The following is a 15,017-nucleotide window of genomic DNA, read 5'->3' on the forward strand; positions in this document are numbered from 1 at the left end:
CCGCGTGGCGGCGGGCGGGCGGTGCGGGCTCAACCTTGCGTCGGCGCGGACGTCACCGTCGCCTTGCCGGCATGGCATTCGAAGCGGAACGCATACAGCAGGCTGAAGGGCTTGATGGTGTTGTCCACTTCGTGGGTGTTGCCGTCCGCGTCAGCGGCCCAATGGTCGATCTGCAACGGAGCGAATTGCCATTGCATCACCGCCGCGCGCACCGCGTCGAAAAATTGCGGCGATACGGGTGCTGCCGTGTTGCCAGCCACCGCATGACGCCGCACCTCGCTTGCCTTGCCCTGCGTGTCCACGATCACCTGCGCCTGCACGTCCACGACCGGTGGACACGCGGCGAGCTGTGCCGTCGGATAGGCTGGCAACACGAACTGCAGCGGCTTGCCGCCCGTGGCGACGTCGCCCATCGCCAACTGGTAGCGCGCCATCTGGCCGTCGTCGACCATGTGGTAGCTGGTCGAGCCCTCGTTGGGCGGCTTGGCGACGGTGGCGCAACCGGCCACTCCCAGTGCGAGCAAACCCGCTAGCAGCGGACTCCTGTGCATCATCCCGATCCATCTCCCTGGGGCGAATGCAGGCGACGCTATCAGACTACATTTGTAATTTAAAGCCCCAGATCGCACCTCGATCGACGCCGGGCAGACACGAAAGCGGCCGCGCGAGCCAGGGCACGCTTTCAACGCGGATAGGCACTGCCTCTTGCTTTGACGGAGACACTCGTCTTACCAGCGTGGCAGACGAAATCGAAGAGGTATTGGCGCTCGAACGGCCTCGCCCCGCCGCCCACGATGCGCGGGCTGCCGTCGGCGTCAGCGCGCCTGTGATTCACGGTCAGCGGTGCAAAGCGCCACTGCATGACCGCCGGACGCACGGCAGCGAAGAATGTGTCCCATGGCGGCAGCGCCATATCGACCACGATGCCAATGACATCGCTCACCTTGCCGTCCGCATTCACACGCACCATCACTTCGACTTCTTCAAGCGCGGGGCAGGCCGACCGCATCGCAGGCGGATACGACGGCATCATCCAGTTCAGCGGTTCACCACCGCTGCTGGTTACACCCGGCGGCATACTGCTCGCGCCGGAACCGTTTCCGGCCACCGGTTCGGCCATGAGAACAGAAGCGCAGCCCACAAGGCAGAACGCTACCAGGCGGGCGAATGGCTGGCGCATGTTCACGGCTGAACCTCTCGCCTCGGTTTAGACCACATACCGTCAGGCTACTACGAGCCGCGGCTCAACCATGAACACGAAAACGCCGGCGCGAGGCCGGCGTCTGCTTTGAATACGAGCACCCATCAATGCTTGAGGTTCTTGCGCAAGCGCTCCAGCGCCTGCAGCTGGGCCATCGCCATCGCCAGCTTGGCCTGCGCCTCGGCCACTTCGACGGCATCGGTGCGGTTGGCCAGCGCGTCCTCGGCTTCCTTCTTGGCGCGCTGCGCGGCGGCCTCGTCCAGGTCGGTGGCACGGATCGCGGTGTCGGCCAGCACGGTGACCACCTGCGGCTGCACTTCGAGGATGCCGCCGGAGACGTAGAACTGCTGGCGCTCGCCCGCGGCCAGCACCACCTCGACGTGGCCCGGCTTGAGGCGGGTGATCAGCGGCGCGTGGCGCGGCGTGATGCCCAGCTCGCCCAGCTCGCCGGTGGCGACCACCATCGACGCGTCGCCGTGGAAGATCTCGGCCTCGGCGCTGACGATGTCGACTCGGATGGTGGTCATGGTTGGTTACTCGTCACGTTCGCGGGATAACGATGAGGTGAAGAAGAGCAGGCACGGATCGCGGCGCTGTCGCCGACTTGAGCGTGCCTTTGCGAAAGCCGCTTAAGCGGCTTTCTTGGCGCCCATCTCCTCGCCCTTCTTGATCGCCTCGTCGATGCCGCCGACCATGTAGAACGCCTGCTCCGGCAGGTGGTCGACGTCGCCTTCCACGATCATCTTGAAGCCGCGGATGGTTTCCTTCAGCGACACGTACTTGCCGGGCGCGCCGGTGAACACTTCGGCCACGTGGAACGGCTGGCTGAAGAAGCGCTCGCACTTGCGGGCGCGCGCCACCACCTGCTTGTCCTCTTCGGACAGCTCGTCCATGCCGAGGATGGCGATGATGTCCTTCAGCTCCTTGTAGCGCTGCAGCATGCCCTGCACGCGGCGGGCCACGTCGTAGTGCTCCTGGCCGACCACCTGCGGGTCGAGCTGGCGGCTGGTGGAATCCAGCGGATCCACGGCCGGGTAGATGCCCAGCGAGGCGATCTGGCGCGACAGGGTCACGGTGGAGTCGAGATGCGCGAAGGTGGTGGCCGGCGACGGGTCGGTCAGGTCGTCCGCGGGCACGTACACGGCCTGAATCGAGGTGATCGAGCCGGTCTTGGTGGAGGTGATGCGCTCCTGCAGCACGCCCATTTCGTCGGCCAGCGTCGGCTGGTAGCCCACGGCGGACGGCATGCGGCCGAGCAGCGCGGACACTTCGGTACCGGCCAGCGTGTAGCGGTAGATGTTGTCCACGAAGAACAGCACGTCCTTGCCCTTACCGTGCTCATCCTTCTGGTCTCGGAAGTACTCGGCCATGGTCAGGCCGGTCAGTGCCACGCGCAGGCGGTTGCCCGGCGGCTCGTTCATCTGGCCGTAGACCATCGCCACCTTCGACTCGGGCAGGTTGTCCAGCTTCACGACGCCGGCGTCCTGCATCTCGTGGTAGAAGTCGTTGCCTTCGCGGGTGCGCTCGCCCACGCCGGCAAACACCGACAGACCCGAGTGCTGGGTCGCGATGTTGTTGATCAGCTCGAGCATGTTCACCGTCTTGCCCACGCCGGCGCCGCCGAACAGGCCGACCTTGCCGCCCTTGGCGAACGGGCAGACCAGGTCGATCACCTTGATGCCGGTTTCCAGCAGCTCGTTGGCCAGCGCCTGCTCATCGTAGGACGGGGCTTCGCGGTGGATCACCCACTTGTCTTCGGCGTTGATCGGGCCGACTTCGTCGATCGGGTTGCCCAGCACGTCCATGATGCGGCCCAGGGTGGCGTTGCCCACCGGCACCTTGATGCCTTCGCCGGTGTTGCGCGCCACGAGGCCGCGCTTCAGGCCGTCGGTGGAGCCCAGCGCGATGGTGCGCACCACGCCGTCGCCCAGCACCTGCTGCACTTCCAGCGTGATCTCGGTGCCATCGATCTTCAGCGCGTCGTACACCTGCGGCACCTGATCGCGTGCGAACTCGACGTCGATGACCGCGCCGATGATCTGAACAACTTTGCCCTGGCTCATGCTGATAGCTCCGGATGATTTTTTGACTTTTTCAAAAGCGCCACCGAAGCGTCGCTCTTATTTCGAGTGCGGCCACGGATGGCCGCTTTTTGATCTTGTTCTGCGATCACGGACGATCGCACTTATACAGCCGCGGCGCCGCCGACAATTTCGGAAATTTCCTGCGTGATCGCCGCCTGGCGGGTCTTGTTGTAGACCAGCGTCAGCGTGTCGATCACCTTGTTCGCGTTGTCCGACGCGCTCTTCATCGCAACCATGCGCGCAGCGTGCTCGCTGGCGAGGTTCTCCAGCACGCCCTGGTACACCACCGACTCGATGTAGCGGCCCAGCACGTGCTCCAGCACGGTCTGTGCGTCGGGCTCGTAGATGTAGTCCCAGTCGTGGGCCTGCTCCAGCGCGACGCCGGCGTATGCCGAATCGCCCGCCGCCATCTCCGCGGCCACCAGCGGCAACGGCAGCAGCGCGTCGATGGTCGGCTTCTGCGTCATGGTGTTGACGAAGTCGTTGTAGGCCAGGAACACGCGGTCGAGGCCATTCGCCTCGTAGGCGTCCAGCACGATCTTGATGACGCCGATCAGCTGTTCCAGCTTGGGGCGCTCGCCCAGGTGGGTGGCGCTGCCGATGAGGTTGACGCCCTTGATGCGGCGGAAGAACTGCAGCGCCTTCTGGCCAATCGCCAGCACGTCGACCTGCGCGCCCTTGTCCTGCCACTCGCGGATCGCGGGCAGCAGGCGGCGGAACATGTTGGAGTTCAGGCCGCCGCACAGGCCGCGGTCGGTGGAGACCACGATGTAGGCCACGCGCGCCACGTTCTCGCGCTCGACCAGGAACGGATGTTTGAAGTCCGTGCTGGCTTGCGCCACGTGCGCGATCACCTTGCGCATGGCGCGCGCATAGGGGCGCGAGGCCTTCATCAGATCCTGCGCCTTGCGGATCTTCGAGGCCGAGACCATTTCGAGCGCGCGCGTCACCTTGCGCATGTTCTGCGTGCTCTTGATCTTGGTTTTGATTTCGCGTCCGCTAGCCACGTGTGCCTCAACCTGTCGGGTCTGTGCAATGCCGGTTCACTACCGGCGCGCCGTTCCGGGGATTACCAGCTGCCGGTCTTCTTGTACTCGTCCAGGCCCGCCTTGAAGCTGGCCTCGATGTCGTTGTTCCAGTCGCCGGTGGCCACGATCTTCTTCATCAGCTCGGCGTGGTTCTGGTGGAAGAAGGCGTGCATGCCCTTCTCGAACGCCAGCACCTTGTTCACCGGCAGGTCGTCCAGGTAGCCCTTTTCGGCGGCGTACACCGACAGCGCCAGCTCAGCGATCGACAGCGGCGCGTACTGCGACTGCTTCATCAGCTCGGTGACGCGCTGGCCGCGATCCAGCTGGGCGCGGGTGGCCGGGTCGAGGTCGGAGGCGAACTGCGCGAACGCGGCCAGCTCGCGATACTGCGCCAGCGCCAGCTTCACGCCGCCGGACAGCTTCTTCACGATCTTGGTCTGCGCCGAACCGCCCACGCGCGACACCGAGATACCGGCGTTCACGGCCGGACGGATGCCGGCGTTGAACAGGTCGGTCTCGAGGAAGATCTGGCCGTCGGTGATCGAGATCACGTTGGTCGGCACGAAGGCGGACACGTCGCCGGCCTGGGTCTCGATGATGGGCAGCGCGGTGAGCGAACCGGTCTTGCCCTTCACCTCGCCGTGGGTGAACTTCTCGACGTACTCTTCGCTGACGCGCGAGGCGCGCTCGAGCAGGCGCGAGTGGAGATAGAACACGTCGCCCGGGTAGGCTTCGCGGCCCGGCGGGCGCTTCAGCAGCAGCGAGATCTGGCGGTAGGCCACGGCCTGCTTGGACAGATCGTCATAGATGATCAGCGCGTCCTGGCCGCGGTCGCGGAAGTATTCGCCCATGGCGCAGCCGGAGTACGGCGCGATGTACTGCAGCGCGGCCGACTCGGAGGCGGAGGCGACCACCACGATGGTGTTGGCCAGCGCGCCGTTCTCTTCGAGCTTGCGCACCACGTTGGCGATGGACGAGCGCTTCTGGCCGATCGCCACGTAGATCGAGAAGATGCCCGAGTCCTTCTGGTTGATGATCGCGTCGATCGCCAGCGCGGTCTTGCCGGTCTGGCGGTCGCCGATGATCAGCTCGCGCTGGCCGCGGCCGATCGGGATCATCGAGTCGACCGACTTGTAGCCAGTCTGCACCGGCTGGTCGACCGACTTGCGCCAGATCACGCCAGGCGCGACTTTCTCGATCGGCGAGCTGAGCTTGGCGTTGATCGGGCCCTTGCCGTCGATCGGATTGCCCAGCGCATCCACCACGCGGCCGAGCAGCTCCGGACCGACTGGCACTTCGAGGATGCGGCCGGTGGTCTTGGCCACGTCGCCTTCGCGCAGGTGCTGGTATTCGCCCAGCACCACGGCGCCGACCGAGTCGCGCTCGAGGTTCAGCGCCAGCGCAAACGCGTTGCCCGGCAGCTCGATCATTTCGCCCTGCATCACGTCGGCCAGGCCGTGGATGCGCACGATGCCGTCGGACACGCTGATGATCGTGCCTTCGTTGCGGGCCTCCGCACCGAGCTTGAACTGCTCGATGCGGTTCTTGATCAGTTCGCTGATCTCGGACGGGTTCAGGGTGGTGCTGGACATAGGACGCTTTCCTGAATTTGAGAATGCTTTTTCAAGAGTCCGGCGCCATGGCCGGGTCTGCTCTTCGCGGCACGGATGCCGCGTGGAATCAATTCAATGCACCGGCGAGGCGCTCCAGACGCCCGCGTGCGGAGCCGTCGATCACTTCGCTGCCGGTGTCGACCACTACGCCGGCCAGCAGCGAGGCATCGACCGAGGTTTCCAGTTCGATCTCGCGCTTGAAGCGGCGCTTCAGCGATGCCTTGAGCTGCTCGGCCTGCGTCGCGTCCAGCGCCATCGCGCTGGTCACCTTGACCAGCAACTGCGACTCGGACTCGCGGCGATACTGCTCGTACAGCGCCGCCACTTCCGGCAGCAACGCCATGCGGCGGTTTTCGGCCAGTTCGCCCAGGAAATGCGCGAACGGCGCGTCAACCGGCATGCCGGCGGGCAGGTGCAATGCCACCAATTGCGCCGGCTGCACGCGCGGGTCGGTGCCGAGCGCGGCCACGCGCGCGTCCTGCGCCACCGCGGCGGCGAACGCCAGCGCCTGCGACCACGCGGGCAGCGTGCCGCCGGCATGCGCCAGCTCGAACGCGGCGCGGGCGTAGGGACGGGCGAGGGTGATCGATTGCGCCATGGATCAGACCTCGGCGGCGAGCTGGTCGAGCAACGCCTTGTGCGTGGAGGCGTCCACCTCGCGCTGCACGATCTTCGAGGCACCCTGCACGGCCAGCGCACCCACGCGCTCGCGCAGCTGCTCGCGCGCCTGCTGCGCCATCGCGGCGATGTCGTCCTGCGCCACGGCCTTCAGCCGGTTGATCTCGACGATGGCGTCGGCACGGGCCTTGTCGAGGATGCCGTTGGCCTGCTGCTGCGCCTTGTCGATGATCTCCGACGCCTGCTGGCGCGCCTTGCGGATCTCGTCCGCCACCTTGGTGTCGGCGTCCTTCAGCTCGGCGTGCGCGCGCTCGGCGGCGCTGAGGCCCTCGGCGATCTTGACCTGCCGCTCCTCGATGGCCTTGTTGATGTGCGGCCAGATGAACTGGACGCAGAACCAGATGAGGATGGCGAAAGCAATCATTTCGCCGATCAGGGTCGCGTTGAAATCCATCGCTGCCTTACCTGCAAATACGGAATGGAACCGGTGCGGGCCCTTGAGTGGCCCGCACCGAAAGGATGGCGGCGCCCAGCGCCGCCAGCGGCATCAGCCCAGCTTCGACAGCAGCGGGTTCGCCACGGCGAAGTACATGGCCAGAGCCACGCCGATCAGGAACGCAGCGTCGATCAGGCCGGCCAGCAGGAACATGCGGCCCTGCAGCAGCGGCACCAGCTCCGGCTGGCGGGCGGCGGCTTCCAGGAACTTCGAGCCCATCACGCCGATGCCGATACAGGCACCCAGGGCGCCGAGGCCGATGATGAGGCCGAGCGCGATGGCGGTGAAACCCTGCACCTGGGCGATTTGAACGATGTGAGCGGCGACTTGGTCCACGGTGATCTCCTCGAAAAAACAGTTGTTGCGTTGAAGGGTTGAAAAACTGGAACAGAAACCGGAATCAGTGGTGGTCGTGCGCCATCGAGATGTACACGATGGTCAGCACCATGAAGATGAAGGCCTGGATCGAGATGATCAGGATGTGGAAGATGCCCCACACCGTGTAGCCGATGATGCCCATGCCATACAGCGCCCAGCCGGCCACGCCCGCGCCTGCGCTGAACAGGCCGGCGATCAGCATGAACACCAGCTCGCCTGCGTACATGTTGCCGAACAGTCGCATCGCCAGGCTCACCGGCTTGGACACCAGCTCGACCAAGTTCAACGCAAAATTGGGAATCCACAGCAGCGGGTGCTTGCCGAACGGCGCAGTGAACAGCTCGTGCATGTAGCCGCCGAAGCCCTTGGCCTTGAAGCTGTAGACGATGATCAGCAGGAACACCGTGATCGACATGGCGAAGGTCATGTTGACGTCGGCGGTAGGCACGGCGCGGAAATGGCCGATGCCGAACTTCTCGGTGATCCACGGCAGCAGATCGACCGGCAGCAGATCCATCGCGTTCATCAGGAACACCCAGACGAAAACGGTCAGCGCGAGCGGCCCGAGGAAACTGCGATCACCATGGAACACGTCCTTGACCTGGCCATCGACGAACTCGAGGATGATCTCGACGAAGGCCTGACCCTTGCTCGGCACACCCGACGTGGCCTTGCGCGCCTGCGACCAGAACCACACGCAAAACAGCACGCCCAACGCCAGCGACACCGTGATCGAGTCAAGGTTAAGGTGCATCACCCAGAACCCACCCTTGCCCACCTGTGGAACAAGATGAGTGAGGTGGTGCTGGATGTATTCGGTAAGACCGCCCGGCTCGCTTGCCATGCCTCAACCCTTGGATCTGAACGCCATCAGATAAACCGCGTAAGCAGCCACCAGCCCCGTCACGGCGGCCAGCGGCGGCAACTTGTATTTGAACAGGATCAACCCCAGCCCGCCGATCACCACTGCCCATTTCAGCAGCAGGCCGATCAGCAAGCGGGCAAAAGCCGCCGCGCCCCCAACCAGCCGGCCCAAGGCCTGCACGGACATCAGCGCGGTACCCAGCGCCACCGTGAAACCTCCGGCCGCGGCCGAAACCGCCTCCCTACGACCTTCCGGCAGAAACATCGCGCCAACCGCCACCGCCGCTGCAAGCTGCAGCAGCACGGCTCGCAGTGCGAGTCGCCGACCGGCATCGAGACTGTTGAGCACGTACCCTCTCCGCACCGGTTCCCACCGATACCAGCCACGAACCGCGATTCAATCCGCAAAAGTATATCAGTCCCGCGCTTGCAGCGACAAGCCGCGCACGCCGCGGCAACTTGCCCCGCGGGCGGGCGGCCTACGGTTGTCGCTTGATCCGCTTAAAGAAAAGGGCCGGACTTGGGGAGAGTCCGGCCCAGGCTGCCGTGCGGAGGGGAGGCGCCGGCAGATGCTGCTTGGGGTGAAGCTGTTGCTTACTTGGCGGCCTTCTTGGCCACCGGCGCGGCCACCGCGTCGTTGGCGGCCTGGCGCTGCTCCTGCGCGAGCGCCTGCAGCGACTCCGCAGTCTTTTGCGTCACAGCGATGATTTCCTGCGAAACCGCCACGGCACGCTCGGCCTGCTCGCGACTCAGGTTGGCGCCCTTTTCCCACAGGCCACGCAAGGCGTCGGCATCGCGGGTTTCCAGCGCCTCGGCCACGAACGCGGCGGAATCGCGGGTCTGCTGCTCGAATGCCTTGAGCTGCAGCGCGGCGACCGTTTCCAGGCCCTTCAGCGCCAGCGACTGCGCCTTGAACGCGCTCTCGGTGGCATGCTTGGTGTAAGCGAAAAACTGGTTGTTGAACTGCTGCGTCATGTGCTTGCCCTCGCTGGGGTGTGCGGGTAGTGGGAAGCACTCTAGCAAGCTTTTTTGTGCAATGCAATATATTTTTCGCGGAGCGACCAGACCACTCCAGAAATGTTCAGGAAACACGGTCGTTTGCAAGAACCATCTCTTCGTCGCAACGCGTCAACCAGCGCCGATCACCGCGCCGGCGCATGACATGGGGAGCAGCCCTCAGCCCTGCGCAGGCTTCTCGTCGTGGCCGCCGAACGCATGGCGCATCGCCGACATCACCTGATTGGCAAACCCGTCGTTGCCGCGCGAACTGAAGCGGCCGAACAGCGCCGCCGTGAGCACCGGCGCGGGCACGCCCTCCTCGATGGCGGCGAGCGCCGTCCAGCGGCCTTCGCCGGAATCGGACACACGGCCGGCATAGTGCGCAAGACTGGGATCCCTGCCCATCTCGATCGCGGTGAGGTCGAGCAGCCAGGAACCCACCACGCTGCCGCGGCGCCACAGCTCCACCACCTCGCCCAGCGGGAAGTCGTACTGGTAGCGCTCGGGGTGTTCCAGCGGCGTGGTCTCGGCATCGATCACCTGCGCCTGCTTGCCCACGTTCGCGCCGTGCAGGATGTTGAGGCCCTCGGCGTAGGCCGCCATCAGGCCGTATTCGATGCCGTTGTGCACCATCTTCACGAAGTGGCCGGCGCCGTTAGGGCCGCAGTAGAGGTAGCCCTGCTCGGCCGGCGTGGGATCGCCCTCGCGGCCAGGCGAGCGCGGCGCGGTGGCCACGCCCGGCGCCAGCGCGGCAAAGGCGGGTTCGAGATGCCTGTAGGCCGCTTCGGGGCCGCCAATCATCTGGCAGTAGCCGCGCTCGCGGCCCCACACGCCGCCGCTGACACCCACGTCCACGTACTGGATGCCCTTCTCGCCCAGCGCCTTGGCGCGGCGCAGATCCTCAACGTAGTGCGAGTTGCCGCCGTCGATCACCATGTCGCCAGGGCCGAGCAGCGGCACCAGGGCGTCGAGCACCTTGTCCACCACGGCGGTAGGCAGCATCAGCCACACCGCACGCGGGCCGGACAGCTTGCCCACCATCGCCGCCAGCGAATCGGCCGCCTGCGCGCCCGCCGCGACGGCGGCCTCACGCGCGCCGGCGTTGGTGTCGAAAACCACGCAGTCGATGCCGGCCACCTGCATGCGGCCCACCATGTTCAGGCCCATGCGGCCCAGGCCGACGAATCCCAACTGCAGCCTGCTCTTTGCGTCCGTTGTCATGCTTGCGCCTCGTTGTCGCCAAGTTGGAATTCGCCCATCGACGCGCCGGCCGTGCCGGGCATCGCGTCATCACTCGCCACGGTAACCGCAACCCGAGGTGCACGTCTCGTGCACGACGACTTCGGAGAGCAGCGGCAGCGCGGGCTTGAGATGTTCCCAGATCCACACGGCAAGACGCTCGCTGGTCGGATTCTCCAGGCCGGCGATGTCGTTGAGATAGTGGTGGTCGAGCTGGTCGTAGAGCGGCTGGAACGCCGCCTTGACGTCGGCGAAGTCCATCACCCAGCCGCTGTCGTCGCCGATCCCGCCGCTGAGATGGATTTCCACGCGGAAGGAATGCCCGTGCAGGCGCGCGCACTTGTGTCCCGCGGGCACGTTGGGCAGCCGGTGCGCCGCCTCGATCTGGAAAACCTTGAAGATACGCATGCCGTTGCTCCGGCGATCCGTCGACCGCGGATCGCACGGGCGCGGGATGGAGCGCATGGTGGCTATGGGTGGACTCGAACCACCGACCCCAGCATTATGAGTGCTGTGCTCTAACCGGCTGAGCTACATAGCCATGGGGTGGGCCGCCGCACCGGATCGCAACGATGCCGGAGGCGGGGCGCGGCAGTTTAATGGCGCGCACGTCCGGGTTCAAGCCATCCGGCTTGCCGCGGTTCGGGCTGCATGGTTGAATCGGGCCATCGCCTTGCGCGCACCGGCTGCTGCCGCGGCGCGGCTTGGCCCGAGGATGACGAGATGATCGACGTCGATGGCTACCGTCCGAATGTGGGCATCGTGCTGCTGAATGCAGACGGGCGCCTGTTCTGGGCGCGCCGCATCAACCGCGACGGCTGGCAGTTCCCGCAGGGCGGCATGCGCAGCGACGAGACGCCGCTGGAGGCGATGTACCGCGAGCTGGAAGAGGAAACCGGGCTGGCGCCCGAGCATGTCGAGGTGATGGCGTCCACCCGTGGCTGGCTGCGCTACAAGCTGCCGCAGCGCTACGTGCGCCACCACCAGCATCCCACCTGCATCGGCCAGAAGCAGGTGTGGTTCCTGCTCAAGCTGGTCAGCGACGAGGCCTCGCTGCGGCTGGACGCGTGCGAAAAGCCCGAGTTCGACATCTGGCGCTGGGTGGATTTCTGGTACCCGGCCGCCCACGTGGTGAACTTCAAGCGGCAGGTGTACGAGCGCGCGCTGCGCCATTTCGCGCCGCTGGTGGAAGGCTTGTGCCAGGTCGAACTGGGCAACGCCCCGCCGCGCGCGGACGACAGCGCCCCGCCGGGCGAATCGCCGCACGGCTGGCGCGCCGCCTGAACGCACGGCAGCAGCGCAATCCAGATAGTTGACAATCATTCGCATTTGCGTTCAGATGCGCGGCATGTACATCTGCCTGTGCAATGCCGTCACCGATCACGACATCCGCCGCGAAGTCGCCGGCGGCGTGCGCACGTTCGCCGAACTGCAGGCGCGCACCGGCTGCTCGGACTGCTGCGGCTGCTGCGAACCCGAAGCCCGCGCCTGCCTCGCGCAGGCCATCGAACAGCACGCAGCCACGGCCGCGCTGCCCGCCTTCGTCGCGGTCGCCTGAGCCCCGCGCTCCCGCGCGCAAACCATTGCCATTCGCGTTCCGCCCATCGGGCGGCGAACTTCGTATAGTCGCCGCATCCCCAACCAGCGGAGACGGCCATGAAGGGCGACGCCAAGGTCATCGAATTCCTCAACAAGGTGCTCTACAACGAGCTGACCGCGATCAACCAGTACTTCCTGCATGCCCGCATGTTCAAGAACTGGGGCTACGGCGAACTGGCCGAGCACGAGTACAAGGAATCCATCGAGGAGATGCGGCACGCCGACCGCCTGATCGAGCGCATCCTGTTCCTCGACGGCCTGCCCAACCTGCAGCACCTCGGCAAGCTGCGCATCGGCGAAAACGTGCCGGAATGCATCCAGGGCGACCTCGACCTGGAGCTGGTGGCGTCCAAGGATCTGCGCGAAGCGATCGCCTACAGCGAAGGCATCGCCGACTACATCAGCCGCGACCTGTTCAAGGGCATCCTGCACGACGAGGAAGAGCACATCGACTGGCTGGAAACCCAGCAGAGCCTGATCCGCGACATCGGCGTGGAGCGCTACCTGCAAAGCAAGATGCAGGGCTGACCGCGCCGGCGGTCATGCCACGGCAAGGCGGGCGAAGTATGCTTGCATCGCCCGCCAGAGTCCCCACGTGAGTGCCATGGATACCGTCGTCCCGCTTCCCGCCGTTCCCGATTACCGCAGCAGCGGCGCGCCGCTGCTGTTCACCGAGGCTGCCGCGCGCAAGGTGCACGAGCTGATCGCGGAGGAAGGCAACCCGGAACTGAAGCTGCGCGTGTACATCTCAGGCGGCGGCTGCTCCGGCTTCCAGTACGGCTTCACCTTCGACGAGGCCCAGGCCGAGGACGATTTCGCGCTGGAGCGCGAGGGCGTGACCCTGCTGTGCGATCCGCTGTCGCTGCAATACCTCACCGGCGCCGAGATCGACTACAGCGAGAGCCTCAACGGCTCGCAGTTCGTGATACGCAACCCGAACGCGAAGACCACCTGCGGCTGCGGCTCCTCGTTCTCCACCTGAGTGCCGCTGCCCATGTCCGCGACGCCGCCCAACACCTTCGCCGGACTCAGCCTGATCCTCGACCGCATGGCGGAACGCCGCGACGACGAGGCATGGGTGGCCGCGCAGGCCGCAGCGCCGACGGCGCGTTATCTGCTGCTCGATGCCGAAGGCCATGCTTTCCTGCACGCCGGCCGCGACGCGCTGCGCTGGCTGGACGCGGACGAACACCATCGTTTGGGCATCGATGCCCCGATGTCGCTGCTTGGCATCGCCGGCGGCTGCCCGCACTTCCTGCTGGCGCTGGAAGACGGCGCGCACGCCGCCGCGCTGGAATCCAGCCTGCAGGCCCGCCGCGCGGGCCTGCGTGAAGCCGGCCTGCTGCTGCCCGCCGACGAAGCCGGCCTGTTCGCCTACGCCAAGGGCCTGACCCACTGGCACCGCGAAACGCGGCATTGCGCGCGCTGCGGCGCACCGCTCGCCGCCGTTTCCGCCGGCCATCGCCTGCACTGCACGAACGCCGCCTGCGGTCGCCTGCATTTCCCGCGCACCGACGCCGCGATCATCGTGATCGTGGAACACGACGGCGCCTGCCTGCTCGGCCGCCAGGCCGGCTGGCCACCGGGGCGCTACTCCACGCTGGCCGGTTTCATCGAGCCGGGCGAAGCGCTGGAGGACGCGGTGCGCCGCGAGGTGATGGAAGAGTCCGGCGTGCGCGTGGGCGAGGTGCACTACCATTCCTCGCAACCGTGGCCAATGCCGGCCTCGCTGATGGTGGGCTTCACTGCGGTGGCGCTCGACCCCGCGATCCGCCTGCGCGACGGCGAACTGGAAGACGCGCGCTGGTTCACACCAGGGCAGATCGCCGACGGCATCGCCGATGGCAGTTTCCTTCCCTCCACGCCGCTGTCGGTGTCGTACCGCCTGCTGGCCGGCTGGCTGCGCGAGCGGGCCGGCATGGAGCTGGATGCGCTGGTGGCCGCGCGCGGCGGCATGTGACGGCAGGATGCCTCGCATACAATGCGGGGCATCCCACGGAGTCCACCGCGCATGGCCCTACGTCTGCTCGCCGCCCTGATCGCCCTCGGCCTGCTGCACTGGCAGCCGCGACTCGCGCACTGGCGCAACGATGGTGGCTTCCGCCGCTGGGTGGCGCAGTTGAACGACACCGCCGGCGCCGGCCGCGTGGTGCTCGCGCTATTGCTTCCGCTGCTGCTGTGCGCGCTGGCGACCTGGCTGCTGCGCCACATGCCGCTGGCCGACCTGCTGCAATTGCTGTTCGCGCTGGCGGTGCTGCTGTTCTGCTTCGGCCCGCACGCGTTCGAAGCCGACCTCGAAGCGATCCTCGCCGCGAAGGACGACGCCAGCCGCGAAGCGGCCGCGCAGGCCTTGGGCGAAGACGGCGAGCATGTGCCGTGGCGCACGATCGAGGTGGGCGAGGCCACCGTCTATGCCGCGCTGCGCCGGCGCTTCGGCGTGCTGTTCTGGTTCTTCCTGCTGGGCCCGCTGGGCGCGCTGCTGTACCGGCTGGCGCGCGCGCTGGGCCGCGACGATACGCTGCGCCTGGATGCGGAAGCGCGCGGCACCGCCCGCCAGCTGGCCAACGGGCTGGACTGGGTTCCCGCGCAATTGATGGTGTTCACGCTGGCCCTGGTGGGCCACTGGGATGCGGTGATCGGCGCATGGAACCGCTGGCACCAGCAGGCCCTCCCGAACAGCTGGCTCAACGAAGGCCCGGGCTTCCTCGGCGCCGCCGCGCGCGCGGACATCCAGGTCGACATCGAAGGCGGCGAAAGCTACGCCGAGGAACGCAGCGACCCGCTGCTGGAACTGGGCCGCCTGCGCGGCGCATTGCTGCGCGCCCTGCTGGCCTGGCTCAGCGTGGTGGCCTTGATCGTGATCGGCGGCTGGCTGCGCTGAGCCTCGCCGCTCGGGCA

The 15,017-nt window shown here is 66.5% G+C and carries 20 protein-coding genes and 1 tRNA gene; 6 read left to right on the plus strand and 15 right to left on the minus strand.

Annotated elements, in window-relative coordinates; all coding sequences use genetic code 11:
• Nucleotides 1-29 precede the first annotated feature (29 nt).
• The 15 genes from ACZ5Z2_RS16865 to ACZ5Z2_RS16935 all read right to left on the minus strand — a co-directional run bounded on the left by ACZ5Z2_RS16865 (nucleotide 30) and on the right by ACZ5Z2_RS16935 (nucleotide 11,061).
• Nucleotides 30-551: a hypothetical protein gene (locus ACZ5Z2_RS16865; protein WP_464759729.1), complete on the minus strand. Its 522-nt coding sequence runs from the start codon at nucleotides 549-551 to the stop codon at nucleotides 30-32.
• Nucleotides 552-682: 131 nt separating this feature from the next.
• Nucleotides 683-1,186 carry a hypothetical protein gene (locus ACZ5Z2_RS16870; RefSeq protein ID WP_464759730.1) on the minus strand — a complete coding sequence of 168 codons (504 nt, stop codon included), beginning with the start codon at nucleotides 1,184-1,186 and terminating at the stop codon, nucleotides 683-685.
• A gap of 119 nt (nucleotides 1,187-1,305) precedes the next feature.
• Nucleotides 1,306-1,728 (minus strand): F0F1 ATP synthase subunit epsilon, encoded by a 423-nt coding sequence (locus tag ACZ5Z2_RS16875; RefSeq protein ID WP_464759731.1) that lies wholly within the window; start codon nucleotides 1,726-1,728, stop codon nucleotides 1,306-1,308.
• A 102-nt stretch (nucleotides 1,729-1,830) separates the two neighbouring features.
• Nucleotides 1,831-3,264: a F0F1 ATP synthase subunit beta gene (atpD, locus tag ACZ5Z2_RS16880; RefSeq protein WP_464759732.1), complete on the minus strand. Its 1,434-nt coding sequence runs from the start codon at nucleotides 3,262-3,264 to the stop codon at nucleotides 1,831-1,833.
• Between the two features lie 122 nt (nucleotides 3,265-3,386).
• Complete coding sequence (gene atpG / locus ACZ5Z2_RS16885) at nucleotides 3,387-4,292, minus strand: F0F1 ATP synthase subunit gamma (RefSeq protein WP_464759733.1); 906 nt, start codon at nucleotides 4,290-4,292, stop codon at nucleotides 3,387-3,389.
• Between the two features lie 62 nt (nucleotides 4,293-4,354).
• A complete protein-coding gene (gene atpA, locus ACZ5Z2_RS16890) occupies nucleotides 4,355-5,905 on the minus strand; it encodes a F0F1 ATP synthase subunit alpha (protein ID WP_464759734.1) in 1,551 nt (516 codons plus the stop codon).
• Nucleotides 5,906-5,993: 88 nt separating this feature from the next.
• Nucleotides 5,994-6,524 carry a F0F1 ATP synthase subunit delta gene (locus ACZ5Z2_RS16895; protein WP_464759735.1) on the minus strand — a complete coding sequence of 177 codons (531 nt, stop codon included), beginning with the start codon at nucleotides 6,522-6,524 and terminating at the stop codon, nucleotides 5,994-5,996.
• A gap of 3 nt (nucleotides 6,525-6,527) precedes the next feature.
• A complete protein-coding gene (locus ACZ5Z2_RS16900; RefSeq protein WP_464759736.1) occupies nucleotides 6,528-6,998 on the minus strand; it encodes a F0F1 ATP synthase subunit B in 471 nt (156 codons plus the stop codon).
• Between the two features lie 93 nt (nucleotides 6,999-7,091).
• On the minus strand, nucleotides 7,092-7,376 hold the full coding sequence (atpE, locus tag ACZ5Z2_RS16905) for a F0F1 ATP synthase subunit C (RefSeq protein ID WP_449757836.1): 285 nt from the start codon (nucleotides 7,374-7,376) through the stop codon (nucleotides 7,092-7,094).
• 64 nt (nucleotides 7,377-7,440) lie between these two features.
• Nucleotides 7,441-8,262 (minus strand): F0F1 ATP synthase subunit A, encoded by an 822-nt coding sequence (gene atpB, locus ACZ5Z2_RS16910; protein ID WP_464759737.1) that lies wholly within the window; start codon nucleotides 8,260-8,262, stop codon nucleotides 7,441-7,443.
• A 3-nt stretch (nucleotides 8,263-8,265) separates the two neighbouring features.
• Nucleotides 8,266-8,631 carry a hypothetical protein gene (locus ACZ5Z2_RS16915; RefSeq protein WP_464759738.1) on the minus strand — a complete coding sequence of 122 codons (366 nt, stop codon included), beginning with the start codon at nucleotides 8,629-8,631 and terminating at the stop codon, nucleotides 8,266-8,268.
• Between the two features lie 245 nt (nucleotides 8,632-8,876).
• Nucleotides 8,877-9,257, minus strand: a complete 381-nt coding sequence (locus tag ACZ5Z2_RS16920) for a phasin family protein (RefSeq protein WP_464759739.1) — start codon at nucleotides 9,255-9,257, stop codon at nucleotides 8,877-8,879.
• Between the two features lie 201 nt (nucleotides 9,258-9,458).
• Nucleotides 9,459-10,502: a phosphogluconate dehydrogenase (NAD(+)-dependent, decarboxylating) gene (gene gnd / locus ACZ5Z2_RS16925; protein WP_464759740.1), complete on the minus strand. Its 1,044-nt coding sequence runs from the start codon at nucleotides 10,500-10,502 to the stop codon at nucleotides 9,459-9,461.
• A 69-nt stretch (nucleotides 10,503-10,571) separates the two neighbouring features.
• Nucleotides 10,572-10,928, minus strand: a complete 357-nt coding sequence (gene queD / locus ACZ5Z2_RS16930; protein ID WP_464759742.1) for a 6-carboxytetrahydropterin synthase QueD — start codon at nucleotides 10,926-10,928, stop codon at nucleotides 10,572-10,574.
• A 56-nt stretch (nucleotides 10,929-10,984) separates the two neighbouring features.
• Nucleotides 10,985-11,061 (minus strand) — tRNA-Met (locus tag ACZ5Z2_RS16935).
• A gap of 182 nt (nucleotides 11,062-11,243) precedes the next feature.
• Between ACZ5Z2_RS16935 and ACZ5Z2_RS16940 the strand changes: the two genes are divergently transcribed.
• The 6 genes from ACZ5Z2_RS16940 (at nucleotide 11,244) to ampE (ending at nucleotide 15,000) form a co-directional block, all read left to right on the plus strand.
• A complete protein-coding gene (locus tag ACZ5Z2_RS16940; RefSeq protein WP_464759743.1) occupies nucleotides 11,244-11,804 on the plus strand; it encodes an RNA pyrophosphohydrolase in 561 nt (186 codons plus the stop codon).
• A gap of 55 nt (nucleotides 11,805-11,859) precedes the next feature.
• Nucleotides 11,860-12,078 carry a (2Fe-2S)-binding protein gene (locus ACZ5Z2_RS16945; RefSeq protein ID WP_464759744.1) on the plus strand — a complete coding sequence of 73 codons (219 nt, stop codon included), beginning with the start codon at nucleotides 11,860-11,862 and terminating at the stop codon, nucleotides 12,076-12,078.
• A 98-nt stretch (nucleotides 12,079-12,176) separates the two neighbouring features.
• Nucleotides 12,177-12,647 carry a bacterioferritin gene (bfr, locus tag ACZ5Z2_RS16950; protein ID WP_464759746.1) on the plus strand — a complete coding sequence of 157 codons (471 nt, stop codon included), beginning with the start codon at nucleotides 12,177-12,179 and terminating at the stop codon, nucleotides 12,645-12,647.
• 76 nt (nucleotides 12,648-12,723) lie between these two features.
• The gene (gene erpA / locus ACZ5Z2_RS16955; protein WP_464759747.1) at nucleotides 12,724-13,101 is read left to right on the plus strand and encodes an iron-sulfur cluster insertion protein ErpA; all 378 of its coding nucleotides are present in this window, start codon (nucleotides 12,724-12,726) and stop codon (nucleotides 13,099-13,101) included.
• A gap of 12 nt (nucleotides 13,102-13,113) precedes the next feature.
• Entirely contained in the window at nucleotides 13,114-14,079 is a 966-nt protein-coding gene (gene nudC, locus ACZ5Z2_RS16960) for an NAD(+) diphosphatase (RefSeq protein WP_464759748.1), read from the plus strand.
• Nucleotides 14,080-14,130: 51 nt separating this feature from the next.
• A complete protein-coding gene (gene ampE, locus ACZ5Z2_RS16965; protein ID WP_464759749.1) occupies nucleotides 14,131-15,000 on the plus strand; it encodes a regulatory signaling modulator protein AmpE in 870 nt (289 codons plus the stop codon).
• Nucleotides 15,001-15,017 lie beyond the last annotated feature (17 nt).

The sequence above is a fragment of the Rhodanobacter sp. G1 genome (assembly GCF_055397855.1).